This window comes from Brevibacterium casei CIP 102111, assembly GCF_900169275.1.
In the GTDB taxonomy this organism is placed as follows: domain Bacteria; phylum Actinomycetota; class Actinomycetes; order Actinomycetales; family Brevibacteriaceae; genus Brevibacterium; species Brevibacterium casei.
In genome coordinates this window covers 74,140-92,263 of the sequence record NZ_FXZC01000004.1, presented here as the reverse complement: position 1 = coordinate 92,263, position 18,124 = coordinate 74,140, and the positions used below count along the sequence as shown (strand labels likewise).

At 69.9% G+C, this 18,124-nt stretch carries 14 protein-coding genes; 5 read left to right on the top strand and 9 right to left on the bottom strand.

Translation table 11 applies throughout. The features are described from left to right. Positions 1-25 precede the first annotated feature (25 nt). From BC102111_RS10260 to BC102111_RS10250, 3 genes are read right to left on the bottom strand one after another with little or no spacing between them, the layout of a single operon-like run. Positions 26-2,833, bottom strand: a complete 2,808-nt coding sequence (locus BC102111_RS10260; protein WP_095376594.1) for a cytochrome b/b6 domain-containing protein — start codon at positions 2,831-2,833, stop codon at positions 26-28. 1 nt (position 2,834) lies between these two features. Continuing rightward, on the bottom strand, positions 2,835-3,821 hold the full coding sequence (locus tag BC102111_RS10255; protein WP_009379716.1) for an electron transfer flavoprotein subunit alpha/FixB family protein: 987 nt from the start codon (positions 3,819-3,821) through the stop codon (positions 2,835-2,837). Positions 3,822-3,832: 11 nt separating this feature from the next. Further along, a complete protein-coding gene (locus BC102111_RS10250) occupies positions 3,833-4,609 on the bottom strand; it encodes an electron transfer flavoprotein subunit beta/FixA family protein (RefSeq protein ID WP_009379718.1) in 777 nt (258 codons plus the stop codon). A gap of 328 nt (positions 4,610-4,937) precedes the next feature. On the opposite strand from BC102111_RS10250, the gene BC102111_RS10245 reads away from it, so the two are divergent. Next, positions 4,938-5,396 (top strand): Lrp/AsnC family transcriptional regulator, encoded by a 459-nt coding sequence (locus tag BC102111_RS10245; RefSeq protein ID WP_101624254.1) that lies wholly within the window; start codon positions 4,938-4,940, stop codon positions 5,394-5,396. A 390-nt stretch (positions 5,397-5,786) separates the two neighbouring features. Here BC102111_RS10245 and BC102111_RS10240 read toward each other — a convergent pair whose 3' ends face one another. Next, on the bottom strand, positions 5,787-6,521 hold the full coding sequence (locus BC102111_RS10240) for a TetR/AcrR family transcriptional regulator (protein ID WP_101624253.1): 735 nt from the start codon (positions 6,519-6,521) through the stop codon (positions 5,787-5,789). Positions 6,522-6,752: 231 nt separating this feature from the next. Here BC102111_RS10240 and BC102111_RS10235 point away from each other — a divergent pair, with 231 nt between their 5' ends. The 4 genes from BC102111_RS10235 to BC102111_RS10220 all read left to right on the top strand — a co-directional run bounded on the left by BC102111_RS10235 (position 6,753) and on the right by BC102111_RS10220 (position 11,115). Next, complete coding sequence (locus tag BC102111_RS10235) at positions 6,753-7,262, top strand: YqeB family protein (RefSeq protein ID WP_009379724.1); 510 nt, start codon at positions 6,753-6,755, stop codon at positions 7,260-7,262. A 168-nt stretch (positions 7,263-7,430) separates the two neighbouring features. Beyond that, positions 7,431-8,534 (top strand): pyruvate dehydrogenase (acetyl-transferring) E1 component subunit alpha, encoded by a 1,104-nt coding sequence (gene pdhA / locus BC102111_RS10230; RefSeq protein WP_101624252.1) that lies wholly within the window; start codon positions 7,431-7,433, stop codon positions 8,532-8,534. Further along, positions 8,531-9,556: an alpha-ketoacid dehydrogenase subunit beta gene (locus BC102111_RS10225; protein WP_095376595.1), complete on the top strand. Its 1,026-nt coding sequence runs from the start codon at positions 8,531-8,533 to the stop codon at positions 9,554-9,556. The genes pdhA and BC102111_RS10225 overlap by 4 nt, the downstream gene beginning before the upstream one ends. Beyond that, complete coding sequence (locus tag BC102111_RS10220) at positions 9,556-11,115, top strand: dihydrolipoamide acetyltransferase family protein (RefSeq protein ID WP_101624251.1); 1,560 nt, start codon at positions 9,556-9,558, stop codon at positions 11,113-11,115. The genes BC102111_RS10225 and BC102111_RS10220 overlap by 1 nt, the downstream gene beginning before the upstream one ends. 178 nt (positions 11,116-11,293) lie before the next feature. Here BC102111_RS10220 and BC102111_RS10215 read toward each other — a convergent pair whose 3' ends face one another. The 5 genes from BC102111_RS10215 to BC102111_RS10195 form a co-directional block, all read right to left on the bottom strand. After that, positions 11,294-13,333, bottom strand: coding sequence for a heavy metal translocating P-type ATPase (locus BC102111_RS10215; protein WP_101624250.1), 2,040 nt, complete (start codon positions 13,331-13,333; stop codon positions 11,294-11,296). Positions 13,334-13,470: 137 nt separating this feature from the next. Further along, positions 13,471-14,676 carry an acyl-CoA dehydrogenase family protein gene (locus BC102111_RS10210; RefSeq protein ID WP_101624249.1) on the bottom strand — a complete coding sequence of 402 codons (1,206 nt, stop codon included), beginning with the start codon at positions 14,674-14,676 and terminating at the stop codon, positions 13,471-13,473. Continuing rightward, entirely contained in the window at positions 14,673-15,983 is a 1,311-nt protein-coding gene (locus BC102111_RS10205; protein WP_101624248.1) for a beta-ketoacyl-[acyl-carrier-protein] synthase family protein, read from the bottom strand. The genes BC102111_RS10210 and BC102111_RS10205 overlap by 4 nt, the downstream gene beginning before the upstream one ends. Next, complete coding sequence (locus BC102111_RS10200; protein ID WP_101624247.1) at positions 15,980-17,575, bottom strand: class I adenylate-forming enzyme family protein; 1,596 nt, start codon at positions 17,573-17,575, stop codon at positions 15,980-15,982. Before BC102111_RS10200 ends, BC102111_RS10205 begins: the two co-directional genes overlap by 4 nt. Next, positions 17,575-18,069, bottom strand: coding sequence for a monovalent cation/H(+) antiporter subunit G (locus BC102111_RS10195; RefSeq protein WP_095376599.1), 495 nt, complete (start codon positions 18,067-18,069; stop codon positions 17,575-17,577). The genes BC102111_RS10200 and BC102111_RS10195 overlap by 1 nt, the downstream gene beginning before the upstream one ends. Positions 18,070-18,124: the final 55 nt, after the last annotated feature.

Sequence of the window (18,124 nt, the reverse complement as noted above, 5' to 3'; positions counted from 1 at the left end):
CTGTCCGCTGCTGACGGAGCCGGGGCTACCTGCTCGAGACGCGCCCGAAGAGGTTGGCGATCGGAGCGAGCAGCAGCGGCCTCGCCGCGAACCAGCCCGCCACGACGACGGCCATCGCCACGAGGAACCAGATGACTCCCGCCCAGCCGAGCACGTTCGTCCCGGCGAACATGTAGCCGAGGTTCTGCCGCAGTCCGGTCGCGAAGACGAGGAACACGTGGACGGCGATGAAGAACACGAAGAAGAGCATCGTCGGGAAGTGGATCGCCCGCGCCAGCGGCGCCGGGTAGATCTTGTTCAGCGTCGCCGCGTCCTTCGGCCACCACTCGCTCATCCGCACGCCGGTGATCGCAGCCAGGGGGGCGGCGATGAAGACGACGATGAAGTACATGAGCTGCTGGAGCGCGTTGTAGTTGACCCACGCGTCTTCCATCGGCCACTCGAGCGTCGCGTACTGAAGCATCGCCGACAGCGCATTCGGGAAGACCTCCCAACTCGTGGGCACGATCCTCGCCCAGTGCCCGGAGGCGAAGAGGAGGACGACGAAGACGACGCCGTTGATCAGCCACAGCACATCGAGGCTGGTGTGCAGCCACAGGTTGATGCTGATCTTCTTCCCGCCCTTCTTCGGCGTGTAGAACGCCGGCGGCTTCTGCTGGTGACGCACCTGCAGACCCGTGCGGATGATGAGGACCATGAAGAAGAGGTTGAGGAAGTGCGTCCACCGCGCCCACGCCGGGAATCCCGGCTCGACGAAGTCGGGCAGGTGGTACTCGCCCGGATAGCGCTCGAGGAACTCGGGCACACCGGGCAGGGTCGTGACGCCGCGCGCGGCGAGGATGAGGATTCCGCCGACGACGATGAGTCCGCCGAGGCCGAGGCTCACGAGCTTGCCCCACTGGCCGAGCGACTTCGACCCGATCATGATCGGTTCGCGTGCCGGTTGGGCCTTCGCCTTCTCGGCTGTCTTCGGCTTCTCCGCCGTCTTGGTCGAGGCCGTCGATGCCTTCGCCGTCGTTCCCGCCGAGGCGGCCGATGCCTTCGCGGGTTCCGTCGGCTTCGCGTCGGTCTGCTTCGCCGAGGCGGTCCCGGCCGAGGTCGCCGCCGCAGGCTTCTGCGCAGCGGGCTTCTCGGCCGGCTTCGAAGCCGGGCCTGCAGTCTTCGGCAGACCGGTACGGGCTGCGGGCTTGGCACCGGGCTTGCCCGTGTCCGGTCCGGTCGACTTCGGCAGCCCCGTCCGGGTCTTCGGCAGACCCGAGCGTGCCGCCGGCTTCGCGGCCGTGTCAGCGGCGTCCGCGTCCTTGTCTGCTGCTGCTTCCGTGCCTGCGGCATCGTCGGCCGTCGCCGAGGCGGCGGCAGACCCAGCGGCGGTTCCGGCCGCAGCGGTGTCGGTTGCGGAGGTGTCGGCTGTCGCAGCTTCGCTCGAGGCAGCGGGCGCCTGCTCGGCGGCAGGCTCTGCAACCGGGACAGCCGTCGAGGCAGCGGCGGTGACCGGCGCGAAGCCTTCGGGCGGCCAGGGGTCGCCGCCGGAGGCGCGCGGCAGTCCGCGGCGCAGGGGAACGTCGCTGAGTTCAGAGGCGCCGGCGGGCCGGCTTGCCGTTGCGGCCGCGCCAGCGCCCGCTGTGACAGCACTGCCCGCAACAGGTGTCGCACTCGTCTCAGCGGCGGGAGTCGTCTCGGGCTCCGCTGCCGAGTCAGCAGCCGGCGTAGACGCGCCAGCGGCTGCCGCCGGGGCGCCCGACTCTGCGGGAGCACCGGTCTCGGCCGACGCACCGTCTGCCGAAGTGGACGGTGCCTGTGCGCCGGCGCTCTTCACACCGGCGGGAGCGAAACCTTCCGGCGGCCACGGGTCGCCGCCCGACTGCCTGGGCAGTCCGCGGCGCAGCGGAACCGAGGCGTCCTCGCCCACAGTTCCCCCACTCGAGGCGGCAGCGATCCCCGCTCCGGCGACGCCGGCACCGGCGGCCACTCCCGCAGCAGCACCGGCAGCCGGCTGTGTCGCCTCGGCCGCGACAACGTCGGTCGGCGCCTCTTCATCCTGTGCAACCCCATCGGCCTGCGCGCTATCGACATCGCTCGCACTCGACACGACCTCGGATTCGGAGACAGCGACCTGCTCCGACGAAACTGGCTCTGACGAGACCTGCTCCGACGCTTCGGCTGCGGGCACGCCCGGCTCAGGCGCGGCCGTGGGCGCACCATCGGCCGCCGGCTGCGCCGAGCCAGCGGCGGGACTGCCGGCCGAGGACCTCGCGCGGACGGAGGCCACACCCTCGGGCGGCCACGAATCTCCTCCGCTCACGCGCGGCAGACCGCGGCGAAGCGGTACGTCGATGACTTCGGTGGCAACGGCTGCCGCCACCCCTCCTCCAACTGCCGCACCGGCACCGGCCACAGCGACACCATCGGACGACTCGGCACCCTGCTCTGCGCCGAACTCATCGGCTCCGCGATCCTCGATCCCGAGGCCCGAATCACCGAGATCCTCAGCACCGGGTTCAGCGGCACCGTGATCGTCGGCACCGACGGCCGACACGTCGCCGGGGCCAGCCTCAGGGACCGACGAACCGGCATCGTCCGAGGTCACCGGGGCACCCACCTCGGCGGCACCGGATTCGATGACATCCGCCTCGGTGGGCTCATCGACGATCCCAGCCGAATCGGACACTGCCGACTCGGACGCAGAGGGAGCGGCTCCGGAAGCACCCTCGGCGCTCACCCATTCGCGGGACTCCCATTCGACGGCCTGACCGACGGTCCCCTCCGGGGGCCACGGATCACCGCCGGAGACCCGGGGCAGGCCGGCACGCAGCGTGGTGGAGAAGGTGGACATATCAGGACTGTTTCGCTTTCAAGGTCTCGACGGCCTGGGGCACGACCTTGAACAGGTCACCGACGACGCCGTAGTCGGCGATGTCGAAGATCGGCGCCTCGCCGTCCTTGTTCACCGCGACGATCGTCTTCGAGGTCTGCATACCCGCCTTGTGCTGGATCGCACCCGAGATGCCGAGCGCGACGTAGAGCTGCGGGGACACGGACACACCGGTCTGACCGACCTGGTGCGACTGGGCGATGAAGCCGGCGTCGACAGCGGCGCGCGAGGCGCCGACAGCGGCACCGAGAACGTCGGCGAACTCGCCGACGAGCTCGAAGGACTCCTCGGAGCCGACACCGCGGCCACCGGAGACGACCTTCTGGGCACCGCGCAGCTCGGGACGCGACGAGGTCTCGACGATCGGCTCGAACGCCGTCACCTGGGCTGCGCGCTTGCCGGAGTCGGCGACCTCGAGGACCTGCGAGTTCGCGGGCTGGGCCTCACCGCGGTTCTCGATCGAGCCGAGGCGGATCGTGATGACCGGGGCACCGAAGGTCGGGGCGGACTGAGCGGTGTAGCCGCCGCCGTAGACCGAGTGGTCGGCGACGATGCCCTCGGAGTCGCGGTCGACGCCGATCGCGTCGACCGACAGCGCCGATCCCGAGCGCACGGCGAAGCGACCGGCGAGGTCACGGCCGTCGATCGTGTTCGGGATGAGGACGGCATCGGGGGCCGTCAGCTCAGCGGCTGCGGTGAGAGCGTCGACGGCGAAGGACCCGAGCGCGGTGTTGCCTTCGGGCACCTCGGCGACGAGGGTCTGCACGGCGCCGAGAGACGAGGCCGTCTCCGCGGCGGCGTCACCGCTGCCGGAGGGCGCGATGACGAGGGCGACGGGGCTGCCGATGACACCGGCTCCGCCGAGGAGTTCGGCGGCCGGCTTCTCGAGTGCGCCTTCGGGGTCGACCGTCAGGGCGACGAGGATGGTGTCCTGGGGGAATTCAGACATGGGCGTTCTCCTTAGGCCAGACGGTTCTTGATGAGGAATTCGGCGAGTTCGACGCCGCCGTTGCCTTCGTCGACGACCTTCTCACCGGCTTCGCGCGGGGGCTTCTCGGCGACGGAGACCATGATCGAGCGCGCCGTCGACTGATCGGCGGCATCGACGTCGAGGTCGGCCAGACCGATGACCTCGAACGGCTTCTTCTTCGCGGCCATGATGCCCTTGAAGTTGGGGAACCGGGCCTCGGGCAGCGCCTCGGTGATCGAGATGACGGCGGGCAGCTCGGCGGTCACCTGCTGCTGGCCGCCGTCGACGGCGCGGGTGCCCGAGACGGAGCCGTCGGCGATCTCGACGGCCGAGAGGTTCGTCAGATGCGGCAGATCGAGATGCTCGGCGAGCATCGCCGGCAGCATGCCGGCATTGCCGTCGGTGGAGATGTTGCCGGTGATGACGAGGTCGTAGCCGCCTCGGCGCACGGCTGCGGCGAGGACTTCGGCGGTGAGGCCGAGGTCGGCGCCGAGGAGTTCCTCATCCGCGATGTGCACGGCGTCGCCGGCTCCCATCGCCAGGCCCTTGCGGATCGTCGCCGTGGCACCCGAGGGCGCCATCGAGACGACGGTGATCTCGGTGCCGTCGTGGCTGTCGGCATAGGACAGGGCGACTTCGAGTGCGCGTTCGCCGATCTCGTCGAGCACGGCCTCGGAGGCGGCACGATCCGCCAGACCGGTCTCGAGATCGAGCTTGCGATCCCCGTACGTGTCCGGGACCTCTTTGACCAACACAGCGATCTTCAACGTGGCTCCTTATCAATGACGCAGGTCCGCCGTCGAGCAGTCAGGCCTGCTGCGAGTCGTCTCCGACCATAATCTACAGTCGGGAAACAGCCGTCCGTCAGTGGGGTCGCGGCTCGACCCCACCGTTCCTCCGCCCCATGCTACGTGGTGGAGGACACATCGGCGTCACCGGGGCGTCCGATCGGTCACAGCGGCCATGATACTTAACGAACGTTTACTTAAGTGTAGGTCGAATCCCCGGTGCTCGCATCCCCGCCGAGGCGGCCGACCGTGATCGCACCCCGTCCGACCTAGAATGGGGGCACCGACCCGCACCAAGGAGATCCCCGTGTCCTTCGACCTCGACGACATCGACCGCAGCATCGTCGCCGCCCTCGTCGAGAACTCGCGCCTGAGCGTCCGCCAGCTCGCCGAACGTGTCCATATCTCCCGGTCAGCCGCCCACAAACGCTTCACTGCGCTCATCGAATCCGGGGCGATCAAGGGCTTCACCGCCGAGGTGGACCGCAGTGCGCTCGGCATGACCGTGACCGCGGTGGTCGTCGTGAGGATCGGCGATCGGCCGTGGCCCGAAGTGCGCGACGATCTCGCCGCGCTGCCGTTCGTCGAGAAGGTCCAGGCCGTCAGCGGTGACATCGACGCTCTCGTCACCGTCAATGCGCCTGACAACACGGCGCTCTCCCAGGTCATCCTCCGCAGGATCCACGAGGTCCCCGGCGTCACATCGTCGCGGTCGCTGCTCATCCTCGACGAGGCCGACGGGCACAGACCCGGAGCACAGGGCTGAAGCGCGCTGAAACCCTCGGAGCGACCACCGTCGCCTCCGCCTGGCGCAGTGAATCGGCAACATCTGCATCGGTCGGGAAACGCGGCGCATATCGTCGGCTCCGAGGGTTCCTGGCGAATGAAACAGTGAGACATCGGGCCCGCAACTCCAAGCAGGTGTGTCAACTGCCTTAGGCAACAGGAACGTGCCCTATATCTCATAGGTCAGCCTAACCTAAGGATTCGGCGAGCACAATCCCCCGCTGAGACTCGCGGGGAGGCCCCGCCGAAACCTGCATCCCGGTCGCCCGCGATCGCCCGATCGCAGCGAAGCCGCTGGCGGCGGGGGACTCCCGCGGCGAGGGGCGCTCCCGAGGGGCGCTCTCGAGGCGGCGCATGATGTCAGGGCGACTCAGGTGCCCGGCGCCTCGAGTGTGCGCCGGACCGCACGAATCGTCAGGGCGAGCGCCTGAGCACGGGCATCGCGATCGGCGATCCCGGCGCTGACGGAGAACAGATGCCCGGAGCCGATGGTGAGGAAGACGTACATCGCCGCCCACCCGACGGGCACGTCAGCCGTGATCGACCCGTCGGCCTGGCCGCGCGCGATGACCGCCTCAAGCTGGTCGTCGTCGGACTCGGTCGTCGCACCCCCGGGACCGAGGCCGTCTGCGGCGCCGTCGCTCTCCGCACCCGAGGGGCCCGGCGACGCCTCGGCGCGGTCACTGCGCTCGCGCTCCGCCACGGCACGTTCACGCTCCGCCATGGCCCGTTCGCGCTCCGCTTCGACCCGTTCGCGTGCCACCTCGGCGAAGGTGTCGTCGGTGATGATCGGGTTGTCCGCGAAGAGGAGGGTGAGCACGTCGGGGACGGTGAAGAGCTGGGTGCAGATCCGCTCGACGGCATCGAGCCCGGTTCCGACCTCGGGACGGGCGCTGAGGAACGCGTCCCCGAACATCCGCGCACCGAGGCGGGCCACCTCGGCGATCATCGCCTCGCGATCCCCGAAGTGCCGATACAGGGTAGTCCGTCCGACACCGAGACCATCGGCGAGGTCGGCCATCGACGCGGTCGAATCGGCCGCGAGCAGCGGCAGCGCCCCGTCGATGAGGGCCGTCCTGCCCAGCCGCCCCATTCCCTTGGCCATATGCACCTTCCGTCGTCGTTCGCACTCATGCGCGCCTTCCCATCCTCGCCGATCACCGCGCGCGGATCGACTCCGTCCGGCGTCGACCCTCCGCCTGCACCATCAACCGGCCATTCCCCCACCCTTCCCTAGTGGAACATCATTGTTCCACTTTGGTACACTTATGTTCCAGTACGCGAGCTGACGCGCTCGGACCGCGCCCAGAACGCAGACCCAGACCAGGGAGGAACGATGCCCACCACGCCAGACGCCGACTCCGGACACGTCCGCGGCGAATCGGAGGTCTTCGAGCTCAAACGATCGGACGCCGTCATCATCGGTCTCGTCTGCGTGGCGGCAGGCATCGCGCTCGGCTTCTTCCTCCCCGCGCTCGGTTCCGTCGCGGCACGCTTCCCCATCCCCTTCGGCGATGCCATCGAGAAGCTCAGCGGATTCGACGAGCAGTGGGTGGTCATCGCCCGGCCGTTCGTCGGCGCCGTGCTCGGGGCCGTCGCCGCCCTCGTCATCTCCGCCTCGGTGCCGCGGCTGCGCATCGACGACGACGCGATCACGGTGGACACACGCAACGGCCATCCGGTGCGGATCTCGCGGGAGTCGTTCTCGACCGCCTACTTCGACGGCGGCAAGCTGACGATCCTCACCGCCGGCGGGCATCAGGCGTTCCATGGCAGTGTCGAAGGGAAGAAGGACCGGGTCGCCGCGGCGTTCACCGCTCGAGGTTACCGCTGGGGCGAGATCTGAGCGGCGCCCGAGAGCCCCTCCCGCACCCTCGAAACCCCGGTGCCAAACGTCCACCGAGACCGCCTCCGATCGCTCACAACGTCCACCTTTGCCGACACGATCGGCACCCCCGTCCGTGACCGATCTCAGAGCCTGGATCGGTGATGCGGCTCACGTCATCATGAGGGTATGACCATCGACGTTCCCACCACCGGCCGCTCGCTGCCGCAGCTGCAGCCCATCAGCTTCATCGGCCCCGACGGACAGCCCACCGACACCGACACCGACGGCCTCGAGATCCCGAGCGACCGGACGCTGGCCGGCCTCTACCGGCAGATGGTCCTCGTGCGCCGCTTCGAGGCCCAGGTGACCCACCTGACCAGGCAGGGACGCCTGGCCACGTACCCGTCCGCCGCCGGACAGGAGGCGTGCGAGGTGGGGGCGACGACCGCGCTCGCACCGGGCGACTGGCTCTTCCCCACCTACCGCGACTCGGCCGCGCTGCTCACCCGCGGTGTGCCCGTCGGAGAGATCCTCGCGGCCTTCCGCGGCGACTGGCACTGTGGCTTCGACCCGCAGGAGTACCACACCTCACCAGCGGCGACACCGCTGGCCACCCAGACCCTCCACGCCGCCGGTTTCGCGATGGCGTCGAAGCTCAAGGGCCGGGAGGCGTGCACGCTCACCTTCCTCGGCGACGGCGCGAGCAGCGAGGGCGACACCCACGAGGCCTTCAACTTCGCCTCGGTGTGGCAGACCCCGACCGTCTTCGTCCTCCAGAACAACCAGTACGCGATCTCGACCCCGCTGCGCGAGCAGTCGAATGCGACGATGCTCGCCGACCGCGCGGCCGGCTACGGGATGCCGGGCATCCGCGTCGACGGCAACGACGTCGCCGCGGTCTTCGCCGCCGTCTCTGCGGCCCTCGAGCGCGGACGCGAAGGCGACGGCCCGACCCTCATCGAGTGCCTCACCTACCGGATGGAGTCGCACACGAACTCCGACGATCCGACGAAGTACCGCGACTCCGAGGAGGTCGAGCATTGGAAGCAGTTCGACCCGATCACGCGCCTCGAGGCGTTCCTCCGCGCCCGCGGAGTCCTCGACGACGAGGCCGTGGCGACAGTCGCCGACGAGGCTGAGACCCTCGCCGCATCGGTGCGCGACGCGATGAACACCGAGGCCGAGATCGACCCGACCGAGCTCTTCGCCTACGTCTACGCGAACCCGCGCCCCGCACTGCGCGAGCAGCAGGCCCAGTGTGAAGCCGAACTCGCAGGTGCCCGCGCATGACCGCGACGACGGACGCACCGACGACCGAGGACACGACTCCGGCACCGACCTCGGTGACGATGACGAAGGCGCTCAACCAGGCCCTGCGCGATTCCCTGGCCGAGGACGAGAACGTCGTCGTCTACGGCGAGGACGTCGGCCGCCTCGGCGGGGTCTTCCGCGTCACCGAAGGCCTGCGGAAGGAGTTCGGACCCGAGCGCGTCTGGGACTCCCCGCTCGCCGAGTCCGGCATCGCCGGAACCGCGATCGGCATGGCGATGGCGGGCATGCGCCCGGTCATCGAGATGCAGTTCGACGCGTACGCCTACCCCGCGTTCGAGCAGATCGTCTCCCACATCGCGAAGATGCGGAACCGGACGAAGGGCCGCATCAGCCTGCCCATCACCATCCGCATCCCCTACGCCGGCGACATCGGCGGCGTCGAACACCATTCGGACTCCTCCGAGGCGTACTGGACGTCGACGCCGGGGCTGACCGTCGTCACCCCGTCGAACCCGGCCGATGCCTACTCGCTGCTGCGCGAGTCGATCGCCTCCGACGATCCCGTGATCTTCATGGAGCCGAAGTCCCGGTACTGGATGAAGGACAAGCTCAGCCTCCCGGTGACCACGGCCCCGATGAACCGCGCCGAGGTGATCCGCGAGGGCACCGACGCCACCCTCCTCGCGTACGGTCCGACCGTGCGCACGGCCCTCGAGGCCGCCGAGGCGGGAGCCGAGCACGGCCTGTCCATCGAGGTCATCGACCTGCGCACACTCTCCCCGTTCGACGATGAGACCGTGTCCGCCTCGGTCCGCAAGACCGGCCGCGCCGCCGTCATCCACGAGGCCGCCCAATTCGGCGGATACGGCGCCGAGGTGGCCGCTCGGGTCACCGAACGCAACTTCACCTACCTCGCCGCCCCGATCCTCCGGGTCACCGGCTTCGACGTCCCCTACCCGTCCCCCAAGCTCGAGGAGTACTACTTGCCGACCGCCGAACGCGTTCTCGACGCCCTCGAATCGTGGGATTGGGATCTGTGATGAGTGCCGTGACGAGCGCGGGTGCCCGCGACTTCATCCTCCCTGACCTGGGAGAGGGCCTCACCGAGGCGGAGCTCATCAGCTGGAAGGTCGCCGTCGGCGACACCGTCCACGTCGACCAGATGGTCGTCGAGGTCGAGTCGGCCAAGAGCGTCGTCGAACTCCCCTGCCCCTTCGCGGGCACGGTCGTCGCCCTCCATGCCGAGGCCGGAGACACGGTCGAGGCCGGGCAGGCTCTGCTCTCCGTCGCCGAGGCGGGGGCTGAGGCCGGAGGTTCGCCCGCCGACCCGGGTGACGCGGCTGCCGTTGCAGGCACCGGCGCCGAGGAGGATCCGACCGAGCCGCCGGCCGCCGATGATGCTGAGGATCCCGTCGGCGTCGAAGGCGGCGGTGCGAACCTCATCGGCTACGGCGCTTCGGAGCCCAAGGCCCGCTCGGGCAAGAAGCGGACGTTCGGCGGCAAGCGCAGTGCCGGGAGCGGCAGCAGTGCTGAGACCAGCAATGCTGGAAACATCAGCGCTGCGGCGACTGCCCCGGAAACGGCTACGACGCCCGCCCAGCCGACAGCGACACAGCCGGCGGCGGCGAAGGCCGCCCCGGCACAGTCCGCATCCGCAGCCGCCCAGCCCGCTGCACCGGCAGCACCGTCGTCGCCCACAACCTCGCCGGTCACCTCGCCGATCGTGCGCCGCCTCGCCCAGGAGCATGGGCTGAGCGCGAAGCACCTCACGGGCACGGGTCCCGGCGGAGTCGTGACGAGGGCCGATGTCCTCGCGGCGATCGAGACCGGCACGACCACCGACCTCACCAGCAGCACCGCCGGACAGCCGGCCGCCTCGGCGACGGCTTCGACGGTCGAAAGCACCGACCGTGACACCCGGACTCCGATCACGGGTCTGCGGAAGGTCGTGTCGGAGAGGCTCACGCAGTCGCGGAATGAGATTCCCGAGGCGACGATCTGGCTCGACGTCGACGCCACCGAGCTGCTGCGGACGAAGAAGGCCCTCGAGGCGCGCACGGGTGAGAAGTACTCGCTGCTCGCACTCGTCGCGCGGTTCGTCATCGCCGGGCTCAAGCAGTACCCGATCCTCAACTCGTCGATCGACACGGCGGCGAACGAGATCGTCACCCACGGCGACATCAACCTCGGGCTCGCCGCGCAGACCCCGCGCGGGCTCATGGTTCCCGTCGTCCACGGAGCCGGCGAGATGAATCTGCGGCAGCTGCGCGACTCGATCGTCGACACCGTCGGCAAGGCGTCGACCGGCAAGTTCGCGGCCTCGGAGCTCTCCGGCGGCACGTTCACGCTCAACAATTACGGGGTGTTCGGCGTCGACGGGTCGGCACCGATCATCAACCTGCCCGAGGTCGCCATGCTCGGCCTCGGCCGGATCAAGGACCGGCCGTGGGTCGTCGACGGCGAGCTCACCGTCCGCAAGGTGATGTACCTGAGCTTCGTCTTCGACCATCGCGCATGCGACGGTGCGGAGCCGAGCGAGTTCCTCACCTTCGTCGCCGACTGCATCGAGAACCCGATCTCCCTCCTCCCGGAGGTCTGAGCACCCACCCCGGACGCGCGTTGAGGACGCGCGGTGTCGATTCCCGAACGAGAAATCGACACTGCGCGTCCTCGATTCGCGCCGGGCGTCCTTCCCGCACAGCGTTCGGTCCGCGCACAGCTGTCGGGCTGTGCGCGGACCGAACCGGGGATCGGCCGGCTTCGAGGGGAGAGCCGGTCTACTCGGGCCTGGCCTCGTGAGCGATGCCCGAGTGCTCGTCGCCGTTGCCGAAGCGCAGCAGCCGCAGTGCATTGAGCACGACGAGGAAGGTCGAACCCTCATGGATGAAGACGACCGGCCCCATCTGCAGGCCGAGCAGGCTTGCGGGAACGAGGAAGGCGACGATGACGAGGGAGGCGATGAGGTTCTGCCGGATGATCGCCGAGGAGGCCCGGCTGAGCCGGATGAGGAACGGGACCTTGCCGATGTCGTCGCTCATCAGCGCCACGTCGGCGGTCTCGAGCGCCACCGCGGAGCTCGCCGCGCCCATGGCCACGCCCACCGAGGCGTTGGCCATCGCCGGTGCGTCGTTGACGCCGTCGCCGACCATCGCGGTGTCGCCCTGCGAGGCGAGGCGGCGGATCGTCGACACCTTGTCCTCGGGCATGAGGTCGCCGGCGGCGGTGTCGACACCGACCTCGGAGCCGATCGCATCCGCGACGCGCTGGTTGTCCCCGGAGATCATCACGAGCTCGTCGACGCCGGAGGTCCGCAGTGAGCTGATGACGGCCTTCGCCTCGGATCGGGGGGCGTCCATGACGCCGAGGGCGCCGAGGAACCGTCCGCCCCACCGCACGACCATGATCGTCCGTCCCTCGTCCTGCAGCTGAGTGACGAGACCGTCGATCTCCGGGGTGAGGTCGCCGGCGAACATCCGCAGGCTGCCGAGTTCCGCCGGTTCGCCCGCGATCATTGCGGTCACACCCTGTCCCGTGACCGATTCGACGTCGCCGGCCTCGAGGCGATCCGCGGCCGGAATCCGGGGTTCGAGGCCGGCGACGATCGCCGTGGCCAGGGGGTGGTCGACGGAGGATTCGAGGGCGAGCGCGACGCGGGAGAGTTCGGCGGCGTCGACGCCCTCGGCGGGTCGGATGTCGGTGAGCCGGGGCAGACCCCACGTCAGGGTGCCGGTCTTGTCGAAGGCGATCGAGCGCACCTTGCCGAGCGTCTCCAGCGGTCCGCCGCCCTTGATGAGCAGGCCCGCGCGGGCCGCCCGGGCGACACCCGAGAGCACGGCGGCGGGAGTGGCGATCGCGAGCGCACAAGGGCTCGCGGCGACGAGGACGAGCATCGCCCGGTAGAAGCTGTCGGCGAACGATTCGTCGAGGAAGAGCCACCCGAAGGCGAGGACGGCGACGACGAGCGCGATGACCGCGGGCACGTACCAGCGCTGGAACCGGTCGATGAATCGCTGGGTCGCGCTCTTCGTGTCGTCGGCCTCGCGGACCATCGTGACGACGTGGGAGAGCGTCGAATCGGCGGCCACAGCGAGGACGACGATGTCGAGGGAGCCCGAGCCGTTGACGGTGCCGGCGAAGACCCGCGAGGCCGTGTCGATCCGACCCGGGTTGTCGAGGGCGTCGCCGGGGTCGGCGACCGGCGACTTCTCGGCGGGAATGCTCTCACCGGTGATCGCCGCCTGGTCGACGGCCGAAGTGCCGACGGCGACGAAGCCGTCCGCGGGGATCCGGGCATGAGGTCGGACGACGACGACATCGCCGATCACGAGGTCCTCTGTGGGCCGCTCGACGACGTCGTCGCCGACGCGGACCAGCGCTGTGGCCGGGGCCAGTTCGGCGAGCGCTTCGATCGACTTCTTCGCTCGGCCCATCGCATACTCCTCGAGCGCATGCCCGAGCGAGAAGAGGAAGAGGAGGACGGCGCCCTCGGCGAAGCGACCGACGCTTGCGGCACCGATCGCGGCGACGAGCATGAGGAAGTCGACCTCGAACCGGCCGTGTCGCACGGAGTTGATCGCGGTCGCGAAGGTGAAGAACCCGCCGAAGAAGTACGTGGCGAGGAAGAGGGGGATGGCGATCTGCGTCAGAGGTGCCCCGGGGACGAAGTACTCGAAGATCGCCCCGGCGATGTACGTGACACCGGAGGTGATCGCGAACCCGAGTTCCCAGGCGGGCCCGCCGAGGCGACCGTGACCGTGTCCGTCATCCTTCGATCGAGTGGTCGTCGGTGTCCCGTCCTTGCGTGCTGCCGTGTCCATAGTTCCATCGTATGCACGTATGTTTATACGTCAATATGTTTCCGCGGACACATCGGAAGTGCACAGAGGGCTGCCAGAGAGGATCGACGTCGGCGGTCGACCTGGAGATCGAGGAGGCCTCAGATGTCGAGGATGCCTCAGTCGTCGAGGAGAGCGGCTGCGTACATCGGGCGCGCGGCATCGGCGCTCGGCGGGTGGAAGAGACCCGCGGTCGCATCCCGGTAGAGGCGGGAGGCCTCATGCGCGTTGTCGAAGCCGCTGCCGCCGGTGCTCATCAAGGCGATCTCCGCCGCCGAGCGGGCCACCTCGGCGGCCGTGATCCGGGCGGCCACGAGACGCAGCGGCCACCCTGCACCGTGGTCGACGAGGTCGTCGAAGTCCCGGGCGTACGCGTCGATCATCGCGGGCACGGCCTGGTAGTCGAGGTGGGCGTCGGCGAGCCGGGCACGGGTCTCGGGCACCTCGGCGAAGGACGTTCCCGCCTTCGCCGACCTCCGCTTCTTCAGCGCCGCCGCCCCGATCTCGAGGGCGCGGGCGGCGACCCCGGCGTAGACGGCGGCGATGAGGAGCTGGAAGTTGCTCGTGATCGCGAAGGTGAGGAGGTCCGGGTGACGGCCGGCCGGGATGATGCGGGAGACGCGGTCGGGGCGCATCGGCACGTGGTCGAGGATCGTCGCCCGCGATTGTGAGGCCCGCATCCCGAGGACGTCCCACTGGTCGGAGACCGTGATCCCCGGGGCCCTGCGGTCGATGAAGCCGTAGACGAGCTCCCCTTCGGCGGGGGCGTCCGCGTCGGGGCCGGCGATCCCGTCGTCGTCCGGGGTGATCGCACCGTGGACGATGAGCCGAGTCCACACCGGGGAGAGCGAGGTGAAGATCTTCACGCCGGTGAGCTCGTATCCGCCGTCGGGTGTCGGCACCGCCTCGGTGGTCGAGCCTTGGAGGACCCAGTCGTTGCCGGGCTCCGAGATGCCGAAGGCGAAGATCTCCCCGGCCATGGTCTCGTCGAAGACCCAGGTCAGGGAGTCATCCCCGCGGTCGGCGAGCGCTGTGGCCACACCCGTGGTCATGAGGTGCATATTGACCGCCAGTGCCGTCGCCGGGGCCGCCGCGGCGAGGCGCTGCTGGAGGCGGGCGACCTCGAAAAGACTGAGCCCGGGACCGCCGTGGGATTCGGGGACGAAGAGCGTGAGGTAGCCGAGGGCGCGCAGCTCCTCGAGGTCCTCGTCGAAGAACGTGTTCTCCCGGTCGTAGACGGCCGCGCGCTCGCGGAAGCGCTCGAGCGCATCGTCGGGAAGGTACCGATCGCCGAGTTCGGCGATGCGGGTCTCACGGTCGCTCATCGATTCTCCTCTGTGGGGTGCTCTGTGCTCACGGGGCGCTGCCGAGCCGGCCGCTCGGGGTTCCGCAGGATGATCGCGCCGTTGTGCCCGCCGAAGCCGAACGACGTCGAGAGGACGCTGTTGATTCTGCCGTCAGCGATCTTCCGGGCCCGGCCTGCGACGATGTCCCAGTCGGGGAACTCGGGGGTCTCGAGGTTGAGCGTCGGCGGCAGGATCAGGTCGCGCAGGGTCATCACCGCGATGATCGCCTCGACGATCCCGGAGGCGCCGAGGAGGTGGCCGGTGCTCGACTTCGTCGCGCTCATCGGGATCCGGTGGGCCGCCTGTCCGAGGGCTGACTCGAAGGCGGCGAGTTCCGCCCTGTCGCCGGCCGGGGTGCCGGTGGCGTGGGCGTTGATGTGGTCGATGTCGGCGGGGTCGAGGCCGGCGTCGGCGAGGGCCTCGCGCACGGCAGCGGCGGCACCCCTGCCCTCGGGATGCGGGTTCGTCGGGTGGTGGGCGTCGCTCGCGGCACCGAACCCGGCGAGTTCGGCCATCACCTCGGCGCCTCGCGCGGCGGCGGAGTCGGCGGATTCGAGGAGGATCGCCCCGGCGCCCTGGCTCATGACGAAGCCGTTCCGGGCGGTGTCGAAGGGTCGGCTCGCGGCGGTGGGGTCGTCCTCGAAGCCTGCGGCGAGTGCCCGCATATTCGCGTTCGAGGCGAGGTTGACCGGCCCGAGGCAGTCCTCCATGCCGACGACGAGCACGGCCTCGGCGTAGCCGTGGCGGATGCGGCGCAGCCCCTCGCCGAGGCCGATCGCCCCGGACGCGCATGTGGCCGAGACTCCCTGTGCGGGACCCCGGAGGTCGTGTCGCTGGCTGATGAGCGCGGCCGCGGAGTCGGGGGCGCCGTGGATGGCGAGGGTGAGCGGGACCCCGCGCGGCCCCGATGTCTCGAGGGCGCGGGTGGCCTCCTGCATTGCGTCGACAGGACCCGATCCCGTGGCGGCGATGACGGCGACTCGGCGGCGTTCCCACGGCAGGTCCTCGGACGGGGTGGGGATGCCCGCCTGGGTGAGGGCTTCGTCGGCGGCGGCGATCGCCCAATGCTGGACGGGGCTGAGCCTGCGGGCGAGCGCTCGGGGTAAGACCGCCTCGGCGTCGAAGTCCCTGATCCGGCCGCCGATGCGTACGGCGAGGTCGGCGAACTGCTCCCCGTCGAGGACGTCGATGGCGCTGCGTCCTTCGCGCACCGATTCCCACAGTGCGCCGGCGTCGAGCCCGCTCGGGGTGATCGCACCTATGCCGGTGATGACGACGCGGTTCACAGTCTCGTTCCCTCTCCGCTCACGATGAGGTCAACGGTCTCGGTGCGTCGGATCTTCCCGCCGACGGTCCGCGGCAGCCGGGGCAGTGCGTAGAACCGACGCGGGACGAACTGCGGTGCGAGATGTGACCGGGCGTGGGCGAGCAGGGCCGACTTGTCGGGGTGCTCGGGACCGTGGTCCCCGGCGCCGAGCTTGTCGGCGCCGGTGTCGCCGTCGTCGACGACACCCGCGTCTTCGACGACGAGGGCGAGGAGGCTGCCGAGCGTGGAGTCGGGCAGAGCGATCGCGACAGCCTCGCCGAGGCGCGGCAGGGTCGCGAAGGCCCGTTCGACCTCGGGGAGGGCGACCTTGTGTCCGCCGGTGACGGCGATGTCGCCGGCGCGTCCGGCGAGCTGGAGGCGACCGTCGACCATGCGACCCTGGTCGTCGACGCTCGCCCAGCCGTCGGGTCCGCGCAGGACGGCGTCGGTCGTGCCTGCGAGGTAGCCGTCGGAGCATGCGGCGGCGAGGATCCACAGGGTGCCGAGCTCGCCCTCGGGCACGGGGTCGCCGGTCTCGTCGCGGATCTCTGCGGCGATCGTCGGGTAGATCTCGATCCACGTCCCGTCGCCGTCCCGGCTGTCGCCGATGAATCCGATCTCCGCGGCACCGTAGTAGCTGATGAGCCGGGTGTCCAGGAGCACCTCGGCGAGGCGGTCGCGGATGGCTGCGGGGAGGTTCGCTCCCCCGGTGACGACGAGGTCGAGACCTACGAAGCGGTCGGGATCACGGTCGGCCGCCTCGGCGAGGGCCGCGACGACAGCGGGAACGGCGACGATCCGGGTGACGGACTCCTCGGCGATGCGGCGTCCGAGGGGAAGCGGTGCGAACTCGTCGGCGACGTGGATCGTCCCGCCGGTCGCGAGGCTCTCGATGACGGCATAGAGGGTGAGGCTGTAGGAGACGGGGCCGGGGGCGAGCGTGACGACGCCGGGCAGGGGTTCGAGGTGCGCCGAGGAGACGGCGACGTTGGCGCGGTACTGCTCGCGGGTCTTGAGGAACGCCTTGGGGTCGCTCGTCGTGCCGGAGGAGAAGAGCATGAGGAACGCCTCGTCGGGGCCGCGGACGGACGGCGACGGGAGATCGGGACCCAGGGCATGAGCACGGTCGCAGCGGCGCTCCTGCTCGGCGGCGAGTTCGGCGGCGGTGACGACGGTGCCGGTCCAGCCGGAGCCGGCGAGCGCCTCGGCGAGGGACGGGGAATCGCTGATGACGAGCCCGATGCCGGTCGCGGTGATGACGCCTACCTGGTGGTTCAGCGGCCATCGAGGGTCGATCGTCGCCGAGACGGCGCGGAAGCCGGCGAGCCCGGCGACGATGCGGGCGGTCGTGAACGCCGAGGCGAGGCTCACCGCGGTGATCGGGATGCCCGCAGTCTCCGGGGCCGGGCGCGGCGGGTGCGACTGAGCGCGGTGGAGGGCGTCTACGGCGGCGGCGAGGCTGCGGGAGTCGGCGACGAGCCCGGCGTAGCTGAGGCGGGCATCCTCACCGACGATCGCGGGTCGGTCGGGGTGGGTCCGGGCGGTCTCGAGGACCGCCTCGGTGATGGGCATCAGGGAGCCTTGGCGGCGACCGGTTCGCTCGTCTCGATGCCGGAGCGGGCGACGAGGACTTCGCCCTCGGCGACGGGGATGACGGTGCCCGTCGCGTCGGGGATGCCGGCCTCGGCGTAGAGGCGGGTGACCTCGGTGCGCAGGCGCCGCATGATGAAGATCGCGACGATGGGGATGAGGACGATGATCGCCACCGAGGTGATCCCGACGGTCAGGGACACCGAGTTCGCGACTCCGTACATCGGGAGGCCGAAGAGGCCGAGGACGACCCCAAGGGTCGCGAGCACTCCGAGTGCGACGAAGACGATCGACATCCGGCTCCACAGGCTGTCGAAGCGTCCGATGTGCTCATCGAGGGTGATGAGGTTCTGCAGTGAGGGTCGGCTGGTCGTCTGGTAGCGGCGATACGCCTGCTGACCGTCCTCGTGCGACCACTGCCGGATGACCTCGTTCTTCCCGGTGATGTGCCACCGCGATGTCCACTCTTCCGTCATACTCCGCAGTCTAGACGGCGAAGGTTGCGCAGTGGCTGAACATGATCCCCGCCGA